This is a genomic window from Natronomonas sp. CBA1123 (assembly GCF_009741925.1).
Classification (GTDB): Archaea; Halobacteriota; Halobacteria; order Halobacteriales; family Haloarculaceae; genus Natronomonas.
On sequence record NZ_WPCC01000059.1, the window covers coordinates 1 to 15786 of the forward strand.

The window sequence follows — 15786 nt, forward strand, 5'->3', positions numbered from 1 at the left end:
CCCGAGATGGCGGCGTCGACGCCCTCGACAGCCAGACCACCGATGCCGCCCAGTTCGACGGCGAGAAGCGCGGTGTCCGTCCGCCGGGCTGCTGCCGCCGCGGCGGCGAACCCATCGTCGCCGACCGAACCGACGGCCGCGGCGACATCGGTCGCACCGATACTGTCGGCATCGATGGCGACGGCCTCGGCATCCGTATCCGAAAGCGCCGAACGAATCGCTTCGACAGCGGGTCCACCGCCGAGCAAGCCGACAGTGGTCACGCCGACGACACCGCCGTTCGGGAGGCGACCGCGGAGGGCCGTTCGCGATTGGTTTCCATAGCCCTCCCTACCTGTCGGCGGTCGATAAACGTGGGGGCATCGGAGGGAGAAGAGCGGACCGCTGGGCGCTTCAGGCGGCGAGCATCGACTGAGCGACGCTGGCGAGTTGGCCGGTGTCGGCCTCACGCAGGCGGTCGTCGCCCAGTTTCAGACGGAGTCGCGGCCGGCCCACGTCGATGGGGACCTTCTCGGTGTCGATGAGTCCCATCTCTTCCATCCGGGTCTTCGTCCGGGAGAAGGTGGCTTTCGAGGCGATGCCGACGTCCTCGCCCCACTTCGAGATGTCGTAGAGGAGGTCCTCGTTCTTCGCCGCGACGAGCAGGGAGATGGTCACCTCGTCGAGGCCGTCGCCGTCGCCCCGGGCCGTCTCCAGCGACTGCAAGACGCCGTCGAAGTCGTCGGCGGTCGGTTCGCCGAGTTCGGCCGTCAGCGTCTCTCGGACACGCGAGATGGCGGGCGTTCGGAGGTTGAACGACTCGGCGCTCTCCCAGTCGCTCGTGAACTGCTCGTATGCGCTCTCGATGAACGCCTCGTCGTCGGTCGCCAGGCCGGCGACCCGGTCGCCGGCGCTGACGATGGCGACGACGGAGGCGTCGGTGACGAGAAGCGTGTTGGTTCCGCCCTCGTGAGTTCGTACGTCGAGCCGTTCGGCCTCGATGTGGTCGGCCGCGCGACTCGCGACGATGAAGTCGTCCATCACGGATTTCAGCTCGCTCTCCGCTGCGAGCAACCGTACAGTCGGGGCTTCCTCGCCGAGTACTTCGACGAGTTCCTCGATGACATCTGCGGGGGGGTTGACGACGAACAGCTCTTCGTCGGCGGCGCTGAGCGCCTCGTTGAGAACATCGGCAACGGTCCGCTCGACAAGGTTTGATTGCATTATCGTGTGTGAAAGTATGTCTCTGAACGTATTTAATATTAGCGGGATTATCGATGGAAAACTCCCCTGAAATACATAAATTGCCGTATCTGTACGGCCTCGGTTATTTATACAGCAGTTCGTCGCCCATTTAATCGTGTTGTCTCGTCGCTCCCAATCGCTCCGCCAGTTCCGTCGCCCACACGAGGTCGCCGTCGTAACGCACCGGGACCGAGTGTCGTGATAGCAGTTCGCGGAGCCCCCCGCGCTCGAGGGTCGTCGTCGCCGACGTTCCCGCGAGTCGCTCTTCGCCGTCGAACGGTTCGGCGTACCGTCTGCCGGCCGAATCCGGTGCCGTCACGTCGTATCGGACGGTGAACGCCTCGCCGTCGGTCTGTATGTCGAGCGTCGCCGGTTGTCCCGTCGGCTGGCGGAGTCGGTGCGTGCCATCACCGACGACGACGTAGTCGCGCCCGACGATGATTTCGCGCCGGGCCATCGACAGCGCCCGGTCGAAGGAGTAGCCGGCGGCGAGCAGTTCGGCGAACGTCGTCCCGAGTCGTACCGCCTGCTCGTCGAGTACCGCCGTCAGCGTCGTTGCGCCGACGATTGCCCCCTGTCTGACGAGGTCGTATCCTTCGTAGTAGGAGCCACAGGCGTTGAGGAAGAACGCCGCTGCCCCGCATTCATCGAGGTCGGTCGCGGCGAGCGTGCCGTCCGGACACACCAGTCCGTCCGTTTCGACGTGGCCGATGAAGTGGACCAAATCGGTCCGGCCTTCGAATACCGCTGCCAATTCCCGGCGCTGGAGCCCCTCGTGAACCCGAACCGATACGTCGTGGTCCGTGAGCCGGCGGCGATACACCGAGGCGACCGCCTGTTCCGACGCCATGTCGGCGTCGTTGCACACCACGTCGACCGTCAGCCCCTCCGTCGGCGGCCGTCGCCCCGATTCCGCGCCGAGGAGGGTATAGGCGTCGACGGGGGTTCCGTCGGCGAGCCACGCGTGGAAGCGGCTCTCCGAGAGCGTCGGGTCGACGGCCTCGACGTTCGGGGACTCGCCGCGATAGAACTCGTCGAGACTCCGCTTCAACAGCGCCTTCGGGTCGAGCGCCGACGACTCCGCGGGGTGGACGAGGCTCAATCGGTCGAGCACGTACGGGAGGTACCGCCCGTTTTCGACGGTTTCGTCGACGTAGGTCGACAGCGGCCACTGCGGCAGCGTCGGCGAGGACGCTTCGAGTGCGGCTCGCAACCGTGCCGTCGCCGGTGCCGACCGCAACGTCTCGGCATCGTAGCCGTCGACGGACATCGCCCCCGACTCACCGGGGACCGAACGCAGTCTGCTGTCGAGGGTACAGAGCCGTCGGAGCCACTCCGCGACGGTGTCGGCGAACGCGGGGAGGGGCTCGAAGGTCCGAGAGAGCTCCGGACTCTCGATGTGTGGCACCCCCTCGGCCACCCTCAGTTCGCCTCCGAGGTAGTACGTCAGTGGTGCCGCAATAAGGACGGCCCTCGTCGAGGGTGGAACGGTTACTGTCGCCGCTGGCGAGCGGTCGCGAAGCTCCGCCGGTATCGACTGCTTGCCGAAGGTCACACGGGGCGTCCGAGGGCGGAACCCCGGATGCGAACGGGCCGGGCCAGTCGTTCGATGCGTCCCGCCGGCGGCCGTGACTGCGGTCGCCAGTCCCGCCGGCGTCTTCGGTACGGTTACCGTGGGACGTGGTGTCCGAGCCTCGCGGAACCCGACGGCCACTGCTGTCGGTTCCGGAAATTCGACTCCGAAACCGTCACCGGCGTCGACGACGGTCGCTGGACCGTCGAAGGCGAGGTGTGATTCCACAGGCGCGGCCACCCGGAGGTGGTGTCGGCCCGCCGGAAGCGCGTCGGGTTCGAGAAGTCGGTCGCCCGCCGAAGCGACGAAGACAGCCGCATCCGCGGGCAAACCGAGCCGGGTAGTGGTGCCGACGACGACGGCGTCGGTGGCGGCGGGTAGCGACGACGGGTCACCGCCGAGCTGCCAGTCACTGACACCGATTTCCACCGAGTCGTCGTCGCCGAATCCGCAGACACAGTCCTCAGCCGCGGCCCACTCGACCATCTATCGTTCGGTTGGTTCCCTGTTGTATAATACTACTCCCGGCATCGAACGGTCGTCCCGAAGGGCCGAAAGTCGACCCTCCGATGGCATCGACACCGGCCGTGCTTGCCAAGAACGGGTAGCTTCTTGGTTCGGCGTTCCCGACCTGCTGGTATGAGCTACGAGCAGGTTCGGGAGTCCGACCCAGCGGTCGCCGACGCCCTCGACGGCGAACGCGACAGACAGGAGCACACCCTGGCGATGATTGCCTCCGAGAACCACGTCTCGAAGGCGGTTCTCGAAGCCCAGAGTTCGGAGTTGACGAACAAGTACGCCGAGGGCTACCCCGGCGAGCGTTACTACGCCGGCTGTGAGTACGCCGACACCGTCGAGGAACTCGCCATCGAGCGCGCCAAAGAGCTGTGGGGCGCCGAACACGTCAACGTCCAGCCCCACTCGGGCACGCAGGCGAACATGGGCGTCTACCTCGCCATGCTCGAACCGGGCGACAAAATCCTCTCGCTGGAACTCGAACACGGCGGCCACCTCAGCCACGGCCACCCCGCCAACTTCACCGGCAAGACCTACGAGGTCGAACAGTACGAGGTCGACCCCGAGACCGGCTACATCGACTACGAGGAACTCGATTCGCTGGCCCAGGAGTTCGACCCCGACATCATCGTCTCGGGCTACTCCGCCTACCCCCGCGAAGTCGACTTCCAGCGCGTACAGGAAACCGCCGACTCCGTCGACGCCTATCACCTCGCGGACATCGCCCACATCACCGGCCTCGTTGCCGCGGGCGTCCACGAATCGCCCGTCGGCGTCGCCGACTTCGTCACCGGGTCGACCCACAAGACCATCCGCGCCGGTCGCGGCGGCATCATCATGTGCGACCAGGAGTACGCCGACGACATCGACGCGGCCGTCTTCCCCGGCGCGCAGGGTGGTCCCCTCATGCACAACGTCGCCGGCAAGGCCGTCGGCTTCAACGAAGCCCTCCAACCCGAATTCGAGCAGTACGCCCAGCAGGTCGTCGACAACGCCAAGGCGCTCGGCCAGCGCCTCCAGGAACACGGCTTCAAACTCGTCTCCGGGGGCACCGACACCCACCTCGTACTCGTGGACCTGCGTGAGTCTCATCCCGACACCCCCGGCGGCGTCGCAGAGGAGGCCCTCGAGGAAGTCGGCATCGTCCTCAACAAGAACACCGTCCCCGGCGAGACGCGAAGCGCGTTCAACCCCTCGGGCATCCGCGCCGGCACGCCCGCACTCACCACCCGCGGCTTCGACGAGGAGGCCTGCGAGCAGGTCGCCGACATCATCGCCCGCGTCGTCGACGCACCGAACGACGAGGACGTGAAGGCCGAGGCGGCCGCCGAAGTCGAAGGGTTGTGCGCCGAGTACCCGCTGTACGACCGCGAAGGGTCGCTGACGGACTTCCAGTAGGCGCGTTCACTGCCGCCACACACTCGACTGACTTTTATCCCTTCCGCCGGCGAACCGCCAGCAATGAGCACGTTCGTCGTCGTCGGTGGAGACGCAGCCGGGATGTCGGCCGCGAGCAAGGCGAAACGCGACGACCCCGACCTCGATGTCGTCGTATTCGAGAAGGGCGAGTGGGTCTCCTACGGGGCCTGCGGGCTTCCGTACTACATCAAAGGCGAAATTCAGCGCCTCGAGGACCTCGTCTCCATCACGCCCGAGGAATTCCGCGAAGAACGCGACATCGACCTCCGGACGGGCCACGAGGTGGTCGACATCGACCCCGACGACCGGACAGTGACGGCCCGAGGCGACGGCAAGGTGACGGTGGGCTACGACCACCTCCTCGTCGCGACCGGGGCGGAAGCGGTCGTCCCCTCCATCGACGGCCGCGAACAGGAAGGCGTCTACACCCTCGGATCGATGACGGATGGCAAGGAGCTTCGGGAGTTCGTCGCCCGCTCGCGGGAATCGAGTCCACTCGAACAGCCGGACCGCGGGCCGGCGTGTCAGTTCCTCGAATCGTGTACCGGGCCGGTCGCCGTCGTGGGCGGCGGCTACATCGGCGTCGAGATGGCCGAGGCGCTCGCCGCAAACGACTTCGAGGTCCACCTCTTCCAGCGTGGCGACCGCGTACTCAAGGGGTTCAGCGAGGAGACGAGCGCATACGTCGCCGACCACCTCCGAGAGCAGAACGTCGCGCTGTATCTGAACAGCGAAGTGCAGGCGTTCGAGGGTGACAACGTCGTCGAGGCCGTCGTTACGGCCGACGAGCGCGTCCCCGTCGAGATGGCGCTGCTCGGGACCGGCGTCCGACCCCGGACCGACCTCGCCGAGGACGCCGGCATCGAGTTGGGGCCGACGGGTGCCATCGCGACCGACGCCTACCGGGAGACGAACCTCCCCGACGTGTACGCCGCCGGTGACTGTGCGGAGGCCGAACACGTCGTCACTGGCGAACCGGCGTACGTCCCGTTGGCGCTGACCGCGAACCGCCACGGTCGCGCCATCGGGGAGACGGTCGCTGGAAACCCCTCCGTCGGCGGCGGCATCGCGGGGACGGCCGCGGTCAAGGCCTTCGATGTCGAGGCTGCCCGAACCGGTATCCTCGACGACGAGGAGGCACGGGACGCTGGCTTCGACCCCACGACGGTCACCATCGACGCGAAATCGCGCGCCGGCTACTACCCCGAGGGCGGGACGGTCAAGGTCACGCTCACCGCCGACAGCGAGTCGGGGCGGGTCCTCGGTGTCAGCCTCGCCAGCGAGTACGGCGAGGGCGCAGTCCACCGGAGTCACGCCGTCGTCGGTGCCGTCACCGAAGGTGCCACCGTCGAGGAACTGGCGAACTACGACCTCGCGTACGCGCCGCCGTTCAACACGACGTGGGACCCGGTGTTGACCGCGGCGAAGGTGCTCGGTGGGAAACTGTGACCGTCGGGCGCCGTCGCACGTTGGCGAGTGGACTCGGATTGCTCGTCGCGGGACTCGCGGGCTGTACCGGCGATACCGGCGACGAAAATGAAGACAGCGAGGGGTCCGACGAGGGCGACCTCGACCTCCGGGAGGCGAACGTCACCGGCGTCGAAGCCGAACGCGTCGACGGCGGCTATCGGTTCTCAGTGACGCTGTATCACGACGACGACGGCGAGGAGGGGTACGCGAACTGGTGGCAACTCGAGACGCTCGACGGCGACCGCCTCGGTCGCAGGGACCTCGCCCACTCCCACGGGACCCGGAAGTTCACCCGCTCTTCGACCGTCGAAATCCCCGAAGACGTCGATTGCGTGGTCGTCCGCGGCCACGACCAGACGCACGGATACGGCGGGCGAGCGGTGCTGTTCGCCCTCGACTCGGGAGCGACACGCGGCGTCAAACAGGGGAGCGAACCGACGACATTCGACGAAAGCGACTGCCCCTGATACTCACGTTCGTGTACACTCGTGCCGCTATACGGCGACAAACAGGCACGAACCCGAATCATTGATACGTTCGGCGCGCCGGATTCTCGACAATGACAGAGGTCATCGACGGCAACGCCGTCGCCAGCGAGATTCGCGAGTCGCTGTCCGAGAGCATCGACGCCCTCGCCGAAGCGGGCGTGACGCCGGGACTGGCGACCGTTCTGATGAGCGACGACCCCGCAAGCGAGACGTACGTCTCGATGAAACAGCGCGACTGCGAGGAGGTCGGCATCGACGGTATTCACGTCGAAATCGACAGCGACGCGCCCGCCGTGGAACTGTACGACACCATCGACGAACTCAACGCCGATTCGTCGGTCCACGGCATCCTCGTCCAGATGCCGCTGCCCGACCACGTCGACGAGCGGCGAGTCCTCCGGAGCATCGACCCGGTGAAGGACGTCGACGGCTTCCACCCGGAGAACGTCGGCCGCCTCGTCGCCGGCAACGACCGCTATCGGCCCTGTACGCCCCACGGCGTCCAGAAGTTGCTCGAAGCCTACGACATCGAAACCGAAGGCGCCGACGCCGTCGTCGTGGGCCGTTCGAACATCGTCGGCAAGCCGCTGGCGAACCTCCTGCTCCAGAAAGCCCCGGACGGCAACGCGACGGTGACGGTGTGTCACTCCCGAACCGAAGACCTCGAAGCGAAGACTCGGAACGCGGACATCGTCGTCGCCGCCGCCGGATTGCCGGAGTTCATCGACGGCGAGATGATTTCGGAGGGCACGACCGTCATCGACGTGGGCATCAACCGCGTCGACGCCGACACCGAGAAAGGGTACGAACTCGTCGGCGACGTGGACTACGAGAGCGCGAAGGCCAAAGCCGGCGCTATCACGCCCGTTCCGGGTGGCGTCGGACCGATGACGCGCGCAATGCTGCTGTACAACACGGTCAAAGCCGCCGGACTGCAGGAGGACATCGCAGTCGAGTTACCCTGACTGTCTCGGCCATGTCGCTCACGCCGGAGGACCTCGCCGCGCGCTACGACGACCCCTACCGGAAAGCCGAGCGTATCGAAATCGACGCCGACCGCTTCGACCGAGCGATGGAGCGCGACGACGACGGCGCGTGGGGCGTCGGCGCGCTCGTCGTCGATTCCGGGCGTGTGCTGTTCGTCCGCGAGGGCGACACGTGGCTTCTGCCCGGCGGCCGCCTCGAAGCGGACGAACCGCCCGAGGTGGGTGCGATGCGCGAAGTCGAAGAGGAAACGGGCGTCACCATCGAACTCACCGGCCTCGCCGCCATCGCCGAGCAGACGTTCGTCCGGGACAGCGACGGGTCGAGCTACCAGTTCTACTTCGCGACGTTCCTCGGGACACCCCTGACGACGGGCATCGATTCGAACCCCGGGCGCCCGTCGGAGGGTATCGACGAGGCAGCGTGGCTCGACGAAGTACCCGAAAACACGTTCGACCGTGACCTCGTCGCTCGACTCGTCGACACGTATCTTTAAATACGAACACGGGACCAGGACCCCCGTGCTCGACTCGCCTACCCCGGAGTGTCCAGCGGGAGCGCGGCACAGCGCTTCGGGGGTCGACGTGCCGCCTGTTCGCCACTCGCTGTGAGTCCCATCGGCCCGGGAGGGATTATTCGCCTCGCCACGCTCTCCCCGTCGTCAGCCGCCGAACGTCGAGGGGTCGTACGCTCGGAACGCCGCGGCGCCGGCCATCCCACCTTCGGTCCCCGACCCGTCTCCGCTCGCTCCCGCACTGAGTACGGCTTTCCGTTCGTCGACTGACTCGTCGAGCGCCCCGAGGGCGTCTTCGCAGGCGGGAATCGTCTCGGTAGTGGCAACGCCGGCGTCGCCGCCGCCCGTTACCGTCGCGACGATTACTTCCTCGGTCGCGGCCCTTCCGGCCCCAGTTCCGATACCAGCGACGCTGGCGTCGACGCGGTCGATACCCGTCTCGGCGGCGACCAGTGAGTTCGCCGTCGCACAGCCGAGGTCGTCGCGGAAACTGACGCCGGCCCGTGTGAGGTCGGCGCTCGCGTCGGCGAGCGTCCGCAGGAAGCCCGCGACGAACGGCGGCGTCCGAGCGCCGACGGTGTCCGCGAGGACGATGGAGCCATCGAACCGTCCGAACGCGCCGGCGACCGACGGTACGTCGGCACGGAACGCGTCCTGCAAATGGAGGTGGCCGTCAGCGCCGCCCTCACGAGCTTGGCGTATCGCCGTCTCGGCGCGGTCGAACGCGTCCTCGCGCGACATCCCGAGTACCGCTTCGAGTCGCACGTCGGAAACGGGAATCGACACCTCGACGATGTCCGCGCCGGTTTCGAGCGCTGTCTCCACCTCGTCGGTCCGGGCGCGACAGGTCGCCACCACGTCGGCCTCGAGGTTCGACGCGAGGCGGCTGATTGTCTCGGGTTCGACGCCCGACACGGAGGGGTTTCCGGCCCGTACCAGTGGCACGCCGAGTCGGTCGAGCGCCTGCCCCGCTTCGACCAACTGGTCGGCCGTGTACGTTCGGTCGGAGTGCTGTGCGGCCGCTTGAACGGTGGTATCACAGAGTCTCATTCGGTCGGGCCTCCTTGAGGTACGTCGCTGAGCCAACTCATGTATCGGGCTGAGGACGGCACCGATTAAACACTCTGGGGCGGTTCAGGCCAGTTCGTCCAGTCGGGATTCGGCGGCGGCGAGCGCACTTTCCTCGCCCGAACTCAGATATCGGCCGATGTCGCGGGCCGATTCCACGAGCGACTCGACCGCTCGCGGGGCCACGTCGCCGTCGAGTGCGCGAATGCGTTTGGTGTGGTCGCCGAGGCGTTCGAGGATGTCGCCGACGACTGGGTCGGGGTGTTCCTCCAGATACCGACGGAGGTCCGAGCGATACTCCTTGACGGCGTTGGCGTACGCCAAGCCACGCATCGCTCGGAGGGGGTCCGGGACCTCCTCGACGGCCGGCCGCTCGCCCTCGTCGGCCCGAAGCAGGGTGGTGAAGTAGAGTTCCTCGTCGTCGGTGCTATCCATCCGTCGCGTGAGTTCACCGGCGACGTGTCGAAGCTCCATCGCCGCGAGGTAGGTGTCGTCGAGCGGTTGGAGGGAGCCGGACCGGATGAACCCGTAGCCGCCGGTGAACTCCCGGCATCGTTCTACCGCGCGTTCTGCGAGTCGTCGGGTGGGCTGTTCGTCGATAGCGTTTCGGACCGGCGACAGGTCGAGCGTCGCCGCCGTCGCGGTGTGCAACGACCGTTCGTCGTCGGTGCCGACGCTGTGGAGGCTGCCACACCCCGGACACGCGATTTCCCCGGTGTCGTAGTAGGACCACCGCGTCCCGCATTCTTTGCATTCCCGTCGGCCGCGGACCTTCATGTCGCTCCCTTGGGCCGTCGCCGGCAAAACAGTCCCGGACCGTCACGCCGAGAACACGTCGAACGCATCGAAGCGCTCGTCGACGCGGCCGGCGGCGACCGCGAGGACGAGTTCGATGCGCGCTGCCCACGGCGTTCCGTGCGCGAATCGGACGTGGTCGTAGTTCGCCAGCGTCGCCGCGCCGCCGGGTGTGCCGTACACCGGTTCCGTGGGCCCGGCGTAACACCGGGAGGCGATGACGACCGGACAGTCGGCGTCCGCGATGGCCTCGCCGAGGGCACCCGTCGTGTTTCCGAGGCCCGTGCCGGCGACGACGACGGCGTCCCCGCGGGACGCGGCGTCAGTGAACGCGTCCCGGCCGACGCCGGAAGCCGACACGACGATGGGTACCGTCGGGTGGGATTCGGGGTCGGGAACGGGGAGCCGTGTGTCGGTCGCTGTCGGGTCGCGGTGCCAGTGGATTCGGCGCCGGGTGAACCGTGCGATGGGTCCCGCCTCGGGGGACTGAAACGTATCGAGCGAACTCGTGTGGGATTTCTGGACCGTCGCGGCCGCGTGCAACTCCTCGTCGAAGGCGACGAACGCGCCGGCGTCGAGTCGGTCGTGGGCGGCGGCTCTGACCGCAGTTCGGAGGTTCGTCGGGCCGTCACTGCCGAGTTCGTCGGGCCGTCGCTGGGCCCCCGTCACGACGACCGGTCCGTCCGTCGTGAGCCCGAGGTAGTGAGCGGTCTCCGCGAGTGTGTCGGTACCGTGAGTGACGACGACGCCGTCGACCTCGTCGGTGATGGCTCGAACGCGCTCGGCGACGCGTGCACAGACCGCTGGTGACATGTCGAATCCGGGGTGGCTGGCGACGCTCTCGACGGTGATGTCCGCGAACGATTCGAGGTCGGGGACGGCCTCGACGAGGTCGTCGCCGGAGAGCGACGGGGCGGCGCCGGCCTCGTCGCCGTCTTCGGTCGAGGCGATGGTTCCGCCGGTGGCGATGACGTGGACGCGCATACGCCACCTGCTGTCGGCGTCGGGTTGGGCGTTGCGGTCGCCGGGTGACGAACTTTCATTTGACTCCCGTGAGAGTGTCCGGTATGCGCGACGAAGAGGAAATCCGAGAGCAGTACGAATTCCTGAAAAACGAACTCGACGACGAGGACATGAACCACGAAGGTGTCCGGCAGATGTTCACCTACTACAAGCGGGCGCTAGGATGGGTCCTCGAAGAGGAGTACATCTAGTCCGGTAGGCCTCACCGGTGCCGGTACATTTATGATGCGGTACCTACTTGATTCAGGTGACGCTTCGCTTGGAGGGCCGAAGCGTCAGCGGGGACCAATTCAGGGCGGCAAGCCCCCGGCCGGTCCTTTTCATCCGGCTCGGGGCTTTCCACTCGCTAACTAACAAACGAAGAGAGAGTTCTGGGTCCGGAATCAGGCGATTTCGAAACCAGCGTCGTCGCTGCCATTCCCGTCGCCGTCGTTTTCGTCCCACTCCAGTTCGAACTCCACGCTGAGCTCCGAGGAGGTTCCTTCCTGTTCGCGTTCGGCTTTCACCTCGAAGGTCGGTTGGGACGGTATTTCGAGACTGATGCTTTCGGTGCCCGACGAGAGAGTCACCGGCTCACCGGCCTCGAGTTTGTCGGCCACTGCACGAAGATGGTCTGCGATTTCGGCTCGGGACTGTCGTTGTTCGGTTTTGAAGAGGACTTCCTCCATGGGCACTGTACGTGGTCGGTGGGAATAAACGGATAGGTGACTGGTGCCGACGTACAATTAAGGCACCCACCGACGCAGAGGGCCCCATGGGTCCGGAACGGTGGTCGTCTCGACTCGGCTTTCTCCTCGCGACGGTCGGTGCGGCCGTCGGTCTCGGCAACGTCTGGCGGTTCTCGGCGGTAGTCGGACAGAACGGCGGCGGGGCGTATCTGGTGCCCTACCTCATCGCGGCGCTGGTTTGTGCGGTTCCGATGCTCGTCCTCGAACTGTCCGTGGGGCGGACCCTCCGAACCGACGTTGTGTCGGCGTTTCGGTCGGTTCGACCGGCGTACGCTGCCGCAGGTTGGCTCGTCGTCGGTGGCGTGTTGCTGATTCTCAGTTACTACCTCGTCCTCACGGGCTGGGTGTTCGGATTCTTCCTCTCGTGGCTCGCCGGAACCGAACTGACGTTTGCGGGGTTCGTCGACGGCTGGCTTCCGGTCGGCTACTTCGTGGTCGTGACGGTACTGACCGGCGGTGTGGTCTCGATGGGCGTTCGCGGCGGCATCGAGCGGATGGCGAGAGTCGTGATGCCGACGGTGTTCGTCGTTCTGGTCGGGCTGGCGCTGTATGCGGTGACGCTGTCTGGGTGGCGAGCGGCAGCAACGTTCCTGTTCACGCCGGAGTTTTCGGTTCTCGGTGACCTCGGTATTTGGAGTGCGGCCTTCGGACAGGTGTTCTTCTCGCTGTCGGTCGGGCAGGGAATCATGCTCACTTACGGGAGTTACGTCGAAGACGATGCCGACCTGCTCCGGTCGTCGCTGGCGATTACGGTGCTCGACGTTGGGGCGGCGCTCGTCGCGGGATTGGTCATCTTCCCCATCGTGTTCAGTTTCGGGCTCCAGCCGACGCTCGGGACGGAGTTGGCGTTTACGACCCTCCCGACGGCGTTCGCGACGATGCCGTTCGGTCGAGTCGTTGCAACCGCCTTCTTCGGGTTGTTGTTCTTCGCCGCGTTGAGTTCGTCCGTCGCACTGTTGGAGGTCGGCGTCGCCGCGGCAGCGACGACGACGCGGCTCGAGCGCCGTCCGGCAACTGTCGGCATTACGGCGGGCGTGTTCCTGCTCGGCATCCCGTCGGCGCTCAGCTACAGTCCGGCGGACATCTCGCTTCTCGGCCGTCCCGTCCTCGACATCATCGACGAATCCGTCGGCACGTTCGCCCTCCCGGTGTCGGCGCTGCTCATCGTCACCGTCTTCGTCTGGGTCGTCGACCTCGAAGCCGTCCGTGAGGACCTCGGTGGCCTGTACCCGCTCGTTCGCTACCTCATCCCGGTGGTGCTCGTCGGCGTCACGGGCGCGAAAGTCGCCGGCGTCGCTCGGCCGGCGTGGCGGCTCTTGGTGGGGACCGCCAGAGTCGACAGCGTCGCGGTGGGTGTCGCCGCAGCCCTGCTTTCGCTCTCGGTCGTGGTCGGCTGGCTCCTCCGAAATCGGGGGTGGAGTCCGCCGCGCATCGGTCGAAACCGGCGTTAATCCAGCCGACGGAGGACGAGTACTGCGACTGTCAGCGCGACGATACCGATTGCACAGCCGACTGCACTCCCGGTCAGTAACGCGCCCGCCATCTCGGGATACTGCTCGACGACCGGGAGGAACAGCCGCACGTCGAGTGCGAGGACCAACACTGCACCGACGACATCGAAGACGAGGTCGAGAGCGGTGTCTCGCCGGCCGTAGTGGACGAGGATCGGTTCGATATCGTAGCGCTTGCCCAACTCGCGTGCGACCAATTCGAGGATTTCCCACGCGATGCCGGCCGCGAGCGTCAAGCCGACAGTCGCCCCGGCGACGGCGAGTGTCAACTCCGCCGTGTCCGACCAGGCAACGAGACTCATCGGATAGAACGCGGCCGCGAGCACGCCGGCAGAGAGGGTATGCGTCAAGTGGTCCCACCAGTCCACGGACTCGTAGAGTCCGAGCATACCGAGGGAGTGGAGGAAACTGGCTGCCGCAGCCCAGAGCGTGATGTCCCACACCAGCGCAGGGCCCGCCTCGAGAGACAACAGGACGGCCGAGGGAACGGCGGTGATGCCGAGGGCAGCCACGGCGTTCACGACGACAGCGCCGCTCTCACGTCGAATCCCTTCGACGAGCGCGGCGACGATGCCGGCGACGAGTAGTGCCACCACGAGCGCTTCGAATGTGAACATCAAATCGACGTACGTTGTTGAGGACGCGACACGGTAATGACTCTTTTCCGGGAGTAGTTCACGAACGACCTATGCGAGCAGTGTTCAGGTTCCGATAATTCACCGAAACGTATCACCTATCCAATCAGGGTTGCTTCGACTGAACGACACATAGCGGTCGTCTCGGGTCGGTTAGCGGGATCGAATCGAGTATCACTCCGACATATTTAACCTAATTGGACAGTAACACCGAAACAGAACTTACCGATGCACGACTTGACAGGGTTCCAGCGAGACTTGCTGTACGTCATCGCGGGTCGCGACGACCCCCACGGCCTCGCAATCAAGGAAGAACTGGAGGACTACTACGAGAAGGAAATCCACCACGGTCGGCTCTACCCCAACCTCGACACGCTCGTCGACAAGGGACTCGTCGAAAAGGGTCAGCGGGACCGCCGAACCAACTTCTATACGCTCACCCGTCGCGGCCGCCGAGAGATAGAGGCACGCCGTGAGTGGGAGGACCAGTACGTCGACCTATCATAAATAACCGGCAAATAACGGTTATCGTTGTAAAGCAACGGTAGGGTTCCTGCAAACGTCGTTAGGAAAAGTTGGCCTTTTATAGTTTCAGTCGAACGTAGCGGTATGGACTTCGAACTGTCCGAGGAACAGGAACAACTGAAAAGCGAGGTTCAGCGCTTCGCCGAAAACGAGATTCTCCCGGTCGCCAAGGAGTACGACCGCGAGGAGAAGTATCCCCACGAGGTCGTCGACAAGGCCGCCGAGATGGGTCTGCTCGCCCCGCAGATTCCCTTCGAGTACGGTGGCGCCGGCTACGACGTTCTCGACACCGCCATCATCGTCGAGGAACTGTTCGCGGCCGACCCCGGTATCGGTCTGTGTCTGTCCTCGACCGGCTTCGGTGGCGAGGCCATCATCGAATTCGGTACCGAGGAGCAGAAAGAGGAGTACCTCGAACCCATCGCCTCCGGCGATGCCATCATGGGCGCGGCGATTTCTGAGCCGGACACGGGTTCGGACGTGTCGAGCGTGAGCACGCGCGCGGAGAAGGACGGCGACGAGTGGGTTATCAACGGGAACAAGATGTGGATTACCAACGGCAGCGTTGGTGATTTCTTCGTTGTCCTGTGTAAGACGGACCCTGACGCCGACGGTCGCTACAACGGCTTCTCACAGATTATCGTCGAGTCCGACCGCGACGGCTTCACCGCCGACAAGATTACGGGCAAGATGGGCATCCGTGCCTCCGACACCGCCGAACTCATCCTCGACGACGTTCGCGTCCCCGAGGAAAACCTCGTCGGGACCGAAGGCATGGGGTTCCTCCAGCAGATGCAGTTCTTCGACGAGACCCGAACCGGCGTCGCCGCACAGGGCGTCGGCATCGCCAAGGGTGCGGCGCGTCGCGCCCTCGAATACGCCCAGGAGCGTGAACAGTTCGGCCGCCCCATCGGCGACTTCCAGGCCATCCAGCACAAACTCGCTGACATGCACACCGAGGCCGAAGCCGCACGCAACCTCACCTACAAATCGGCGTGGTCCGTCGACAACGCCGACGGCCAACTGACGAAGCTTGCCTCGATGGCCAAGGAGTTCGCCTCCCGAACCGCCGTCAAGAACGCAAACGAGTGTGTTCAGATTCACGGTGGCTCCGGGTTCGTCGACGACTTCGACGCCGAGCGGTTCTACCGCGACGCCAAAATTACCCAAATCTACGAGGGTACCACCGAAATCCAGAAGATGATTATCGCCCGCGAACTGCAGGGTAAGGGGCTTCTAAAAACCCACTTTTTTACGCCCTCGGGGTTCCGCGCCACAGGCGCGGAACCACTCGGGCGCAAAAAACTTGGGGA

16 protein-coding genes and 1 pseudogene are annotated in these 15786 nt (G+C 65.6%); 9 read left to right on the plus strand and 8 right to left on the minus strand.

Annotated elements, in window-relative coordinates; translation table 11 throughout:
* From GJ631_RS17125 to GJ631_RS17135, 3 genes and pseudogenes are all read right to left on the minus strand, one after another.
* Window positions 1-263, minus strand: a pseudogene (locus tag GJ631_RS17125) (bacteriocin biosynthesis protein SagD); the annotation flags it as partial.
* A 130-nt stretch (window positions 264-393) separates the two neighbouring features.
* On the minus strand, window positions 394-1203 hold the full coding sequence (tbsP, locus tag GJ631_RS17130; protein ID WP_156710321.1) for a transcriptional regulator TbsP: 810 nt from the start codon (window positions 1201-1203) through the stop codon (window positions 394-396).
* A 130-nt stretch (window positions 1204-1333) separates the two neighbouring features.
* Window positions 1334-3283 (minus strand): hypothetical protein, encoded by a 1950-nt coding sequence (locus GJ631_RS17135; RefSeq protein ID WP_156710322.1) that lies wholly within the window; start codon window positions 3281-3283, stop codon window positions 1334-1336.
* Window positions 3284-3436: 153 nt separating this feature from the next.
* On the opposite strand from GJ631_RS17135, the gene glyA reads away from it, so the two are divergent.
* The 5 genes from glyA to GJ631_RS17160 all read left to right on the plus strand — a co-directional run bounded on the left by glyA (window position 3437) and on the right by GJ631_RS17160 (window position 8170).
* Complete coding sequence (gene glyA / locus GJ631_RS17140; protein ID WP_156710323.1) at window positions 3437-4711, plus strand: serine hydroxymethyltransferase; 1275 nt, start codon at window positions 3437-3439, stop codon at window positions 4709-4711.
* Between the two features lie 63 nt (window positions 4712-4774).
* The gene (locus tag GJ631_RS17145) at window positions 4775-6181 is read left to right on the plus strand and encodes an FAD-dependent oxidoreductase (protein WP_156710324.1); all 1407 of its coding nucleotides are present in this window, start codon (window positions 4775-4777) and stop codon (window positions 6179-6181) included.
* 20 nt (window positions 6182-6201) lie between these two features.
* On the plus strand, window positions 6202-6669 hold the full coding sequence (locus GJ631_RS17150) for a hypothetical protein (protein ID WP_156710325.1): 468 nt from the start codon (window positions 6202-6204) through the stop codon (window positions 6667-6669).
* 92 nt (window positions 6670-6761) lie between these two features.
* Complete coding sequence (gene folD / locus GJ631_RS17155; RefSeq protein ID WP_156710326.1) at window positions 6762-7655, plus strand: bifunctional methylenetetrahydrofolate dehydrogenase/methenyltetrahydrofolate cyclohydrolase FolD; 894 nt, start codon at window positions 6762-6764, stop codon at window positions 7653-7655.
* A gap of 11 nt (window positions 7656-7666) precedes the next feature.
* Window positions 7667-8170, plus strand: coding sequence for an NUDIX hydrolase (locus tag GJ631_RS17160; RefSeq protein ID WP_156710327.1), 504 nt, complete (start codon window positions 7667-7669; stop codon window positions 8168-8170).
* Between the two features lie 165 nt (window positions 8171-8335).
* On the opposite strand, the gene GJ631_RS17165 is transcribed toward GJ631_RS17160, so the two are convergent.
* The 3 genes from GJ631_RS17165 to GJ631_RS17175 all read right to left on the minus strand — a co-directional run bounded on the left by GJ631_RS17165 (window position 8336) and on the right by GJ631_RS17175 (window position 11035).
* The gene (locus tag GJ631_RS17165) at window positions 8336-9238 is read right to left on the minus strand and encodes a citramalate synthase (protein ID WP_156710328.1); all 903 of its coding nucleotides are present in this window, start codon (window positions 9236-9238) and stop codon (window positions 8336-8338) included.
* Between the two features lie 84 nt (window positions 9239-9322).
* Window positions 9323-10033, minus strand: a complete 711-nt coding sequence (locus GJ631_RS17170) for a TFIIB-type zinc ribbon-containing protein (protein ID WP_156710329.1) — start codon at window positions 10031-10033, stop codon at window positions 9323-9325.
* Between the two features lie 42 nt (window positions 10034-10075).
* The gene (locus GJ631_RS17175; protein WP_156710330.1) at window positions 10076-11035 is read right to left on the minus strand and encodes an asparaginase; all 960 of its coding nucleotides are present in this window, start codon (window positions 11033-11035) and stop codon (window positions 10076-10078) included.
* Window positions 11036-11118: 83 nt separating this feature from the next.
* Here GJ631_RS17175 and GJ631_RS18800 point away from each other — a divergent pair, with 83 nt between their 5' ends.
* The gene (locus GJ631_RS18800) at window positions 11119-11265 is read left to right on the plus strand and encodes a hypothetical protein (protein WP_178917488.1); all 147 of its coding nucleotides are present in this window, start codon (window positions 11119-11121) and stop codon (window positions 11263-11265) included.
* A 192-nt stretch (window positions 11266-11457) separates the two neighbouring features.
* Here the strand turns inward: GJ631_RS18800 and GJ631_RS17180 are convergent, their stop codons facing one another.
* Complete coding sequence (locus GJ631_RS17180) at window positions 11458-11742, minus strand: amphi-Trp domain-containing protein (RefSeq protein WP_156710331.1); 285 nt, start codon at window positions 11740-11742, stop codon at window positions 11458-11460.
* 86 nt (window positions 11743-11828) lie between these two features.
* Here GJ631_RS17180 and GJ631_RS17185 point away from each other — a divergent pair, with 86 nt between their 5' ends.
* On the plus strand, window positions 11829-13253 hold the full coding sequence (locus GJ631_RS17185) for a sodium-dependent transporter (RefSeq protein ID WP_156710332.1): 1425 nt from the start codon (window positions 11829-11831) through the stop codon (window positions 13251-13253).
* Here GJ631_RS17185 and GJ631_RS17190 read toward each other — a convergent pair.
* The gene (locus GJ631_RS17190) at window positions 13250-13930 is read right to left on the minus strand and encodes a hypothetical protein (RefSeq protein WP_156710333.1); all 681 of its coding nucleotides are present in this window, start codon (window positions 13928-13930) and stop codon (window positions 13250-13252) included. The two genes, GJ631_RS17185 and GJ631_RS17190, sit on opposite strands and share 4 nt — an antisense overlap.
* 246 nt (window positions 13931-14176) lie before the next feature.
* On the opposite strand from GJ631_RS17190, the gene GJ631_RS17195 reads away from it, so the two are divergent.
* Window positions 14177-14455: a PadR family transcriptional regulator gene (locus GJ631_RS17195; protein WP_156710334.1), complete on the plus strand. Its 279-nt coding sequence runs from the start codon at window positions 14177-14179 to the stop codon at window positions 14453-14455.
* Window positions 14456-14557: 102 nt separating this feature from the next.
* The coding region (locus GJ631_RS17200) for an acyl-CoA dehydrogenase family protein (RefSeq protein ID WP_231754017.1) at window positions 14558-15786 on the plus strand (1229 nt) is incomplete at its 3' end.

Excerpts from the sequence above, each read along its gene's own strand:
- GJ631_RS18800 (WP_178917488.1), top strand. The coding sequence starts at position 11,119 with ATGCGCGACGAAGAGGAAATCCGAGAGCAGTACGAATTCCTGAAAAAC.
- folD (WP_156710326.1), top strand. The coding sequence starts at position 6,762 with ATGACAGAGGTCATCGACGGCAACGCCGTCGCCAGCGAGATTCGCGAG.
- GJ631_RS17190 (WP_156710333.1), bottom strand. The coding sequence starts at position 13,930 with ATGTTCACATTCGAAGCGCTCGTGGTGGCACTACTCGTCGCCGGCATC.
- GJ631_RS17175 (WP_156710330.1), bottom strand. The coding sequence starts at position 11,035 with ATGCGCGTCCACGTCATCGCCACCGGCGGAACCATCGCCTCGACCGAA.
- glyA (WP_156710323.1), top strand. The coding sequence starts at position 3,437 with ATGAGCTACGAGCAGGTTCGGGAGTCCGACCCAGCGGTCGCCGACGCC.
- GJ631_RS17160 (WP_156710327.1), top strand. The coding sequence starts at position 7,667 with ATGTCGCTCACGCCGGAGGACCTCGCCGCGCGCTACGACGACCCCTAC.
- GJ631_RS17170 (WP_156710329.1), bottom strand. The coding sequence starts at position 10,033 with ATGAAGGTCCGCGGCCGACGGGAATGCAAAGAATGCGGGACGCGGTGG.
- GJ631_RS17195 (WP_156710334.1), top strand. The coding sequence starts at position 14,177 with ATGCACGACTTGACAGGGTTCCAGCGAGACTTGCTGTACGTCATCGCG.
- GJ631_RS17185 (WP_156710332.1), top strand. The coding sequence starts at position 11,829 with ATGGGTCCGGAACGGTGGTCGTCTCGACTCGGCTTTCTCCTCGCGACG.
- GJ631_RS17165 (WP_156710328.1), bottom strand. The coding sequence starts at position 9,238 with ATGAGACTCTGTGATACCACCGTTCAAGCGGCCGCACAGCACTCCGAC.
- GJ631_RS17135 (WP_156710322.1), bottom strand. The coding sequence starts at position 3,283 with ATGGTCGAGTGGGCCGCGGCTGAGGACTGTGTCTGCGGATTCGGCGAC.
- tbsP (WP_156710321.1), bottom strand. The coding sequence starts at position 1,203 with ATGCAATCAAACCTTGTCGAGCGGACCGTTGCCGATGTTCTCAACGAG.
- GJ631_RS17145 (WP_156710324.1), top strand. The coding sequence starts at position 4,775 with ATGAGCACGTTCGTCGTCGTCGGTGGAGACGCAGCCGGGATGTCGGCC.
- GJ631_RS17180 (WP_156710331.1), bottom strand. The coding sequence starts at position 11,742 with ATGGAGGAAGTCCTCTTCAAAACCGAACAACGACAGTCCCGAGCCGAA.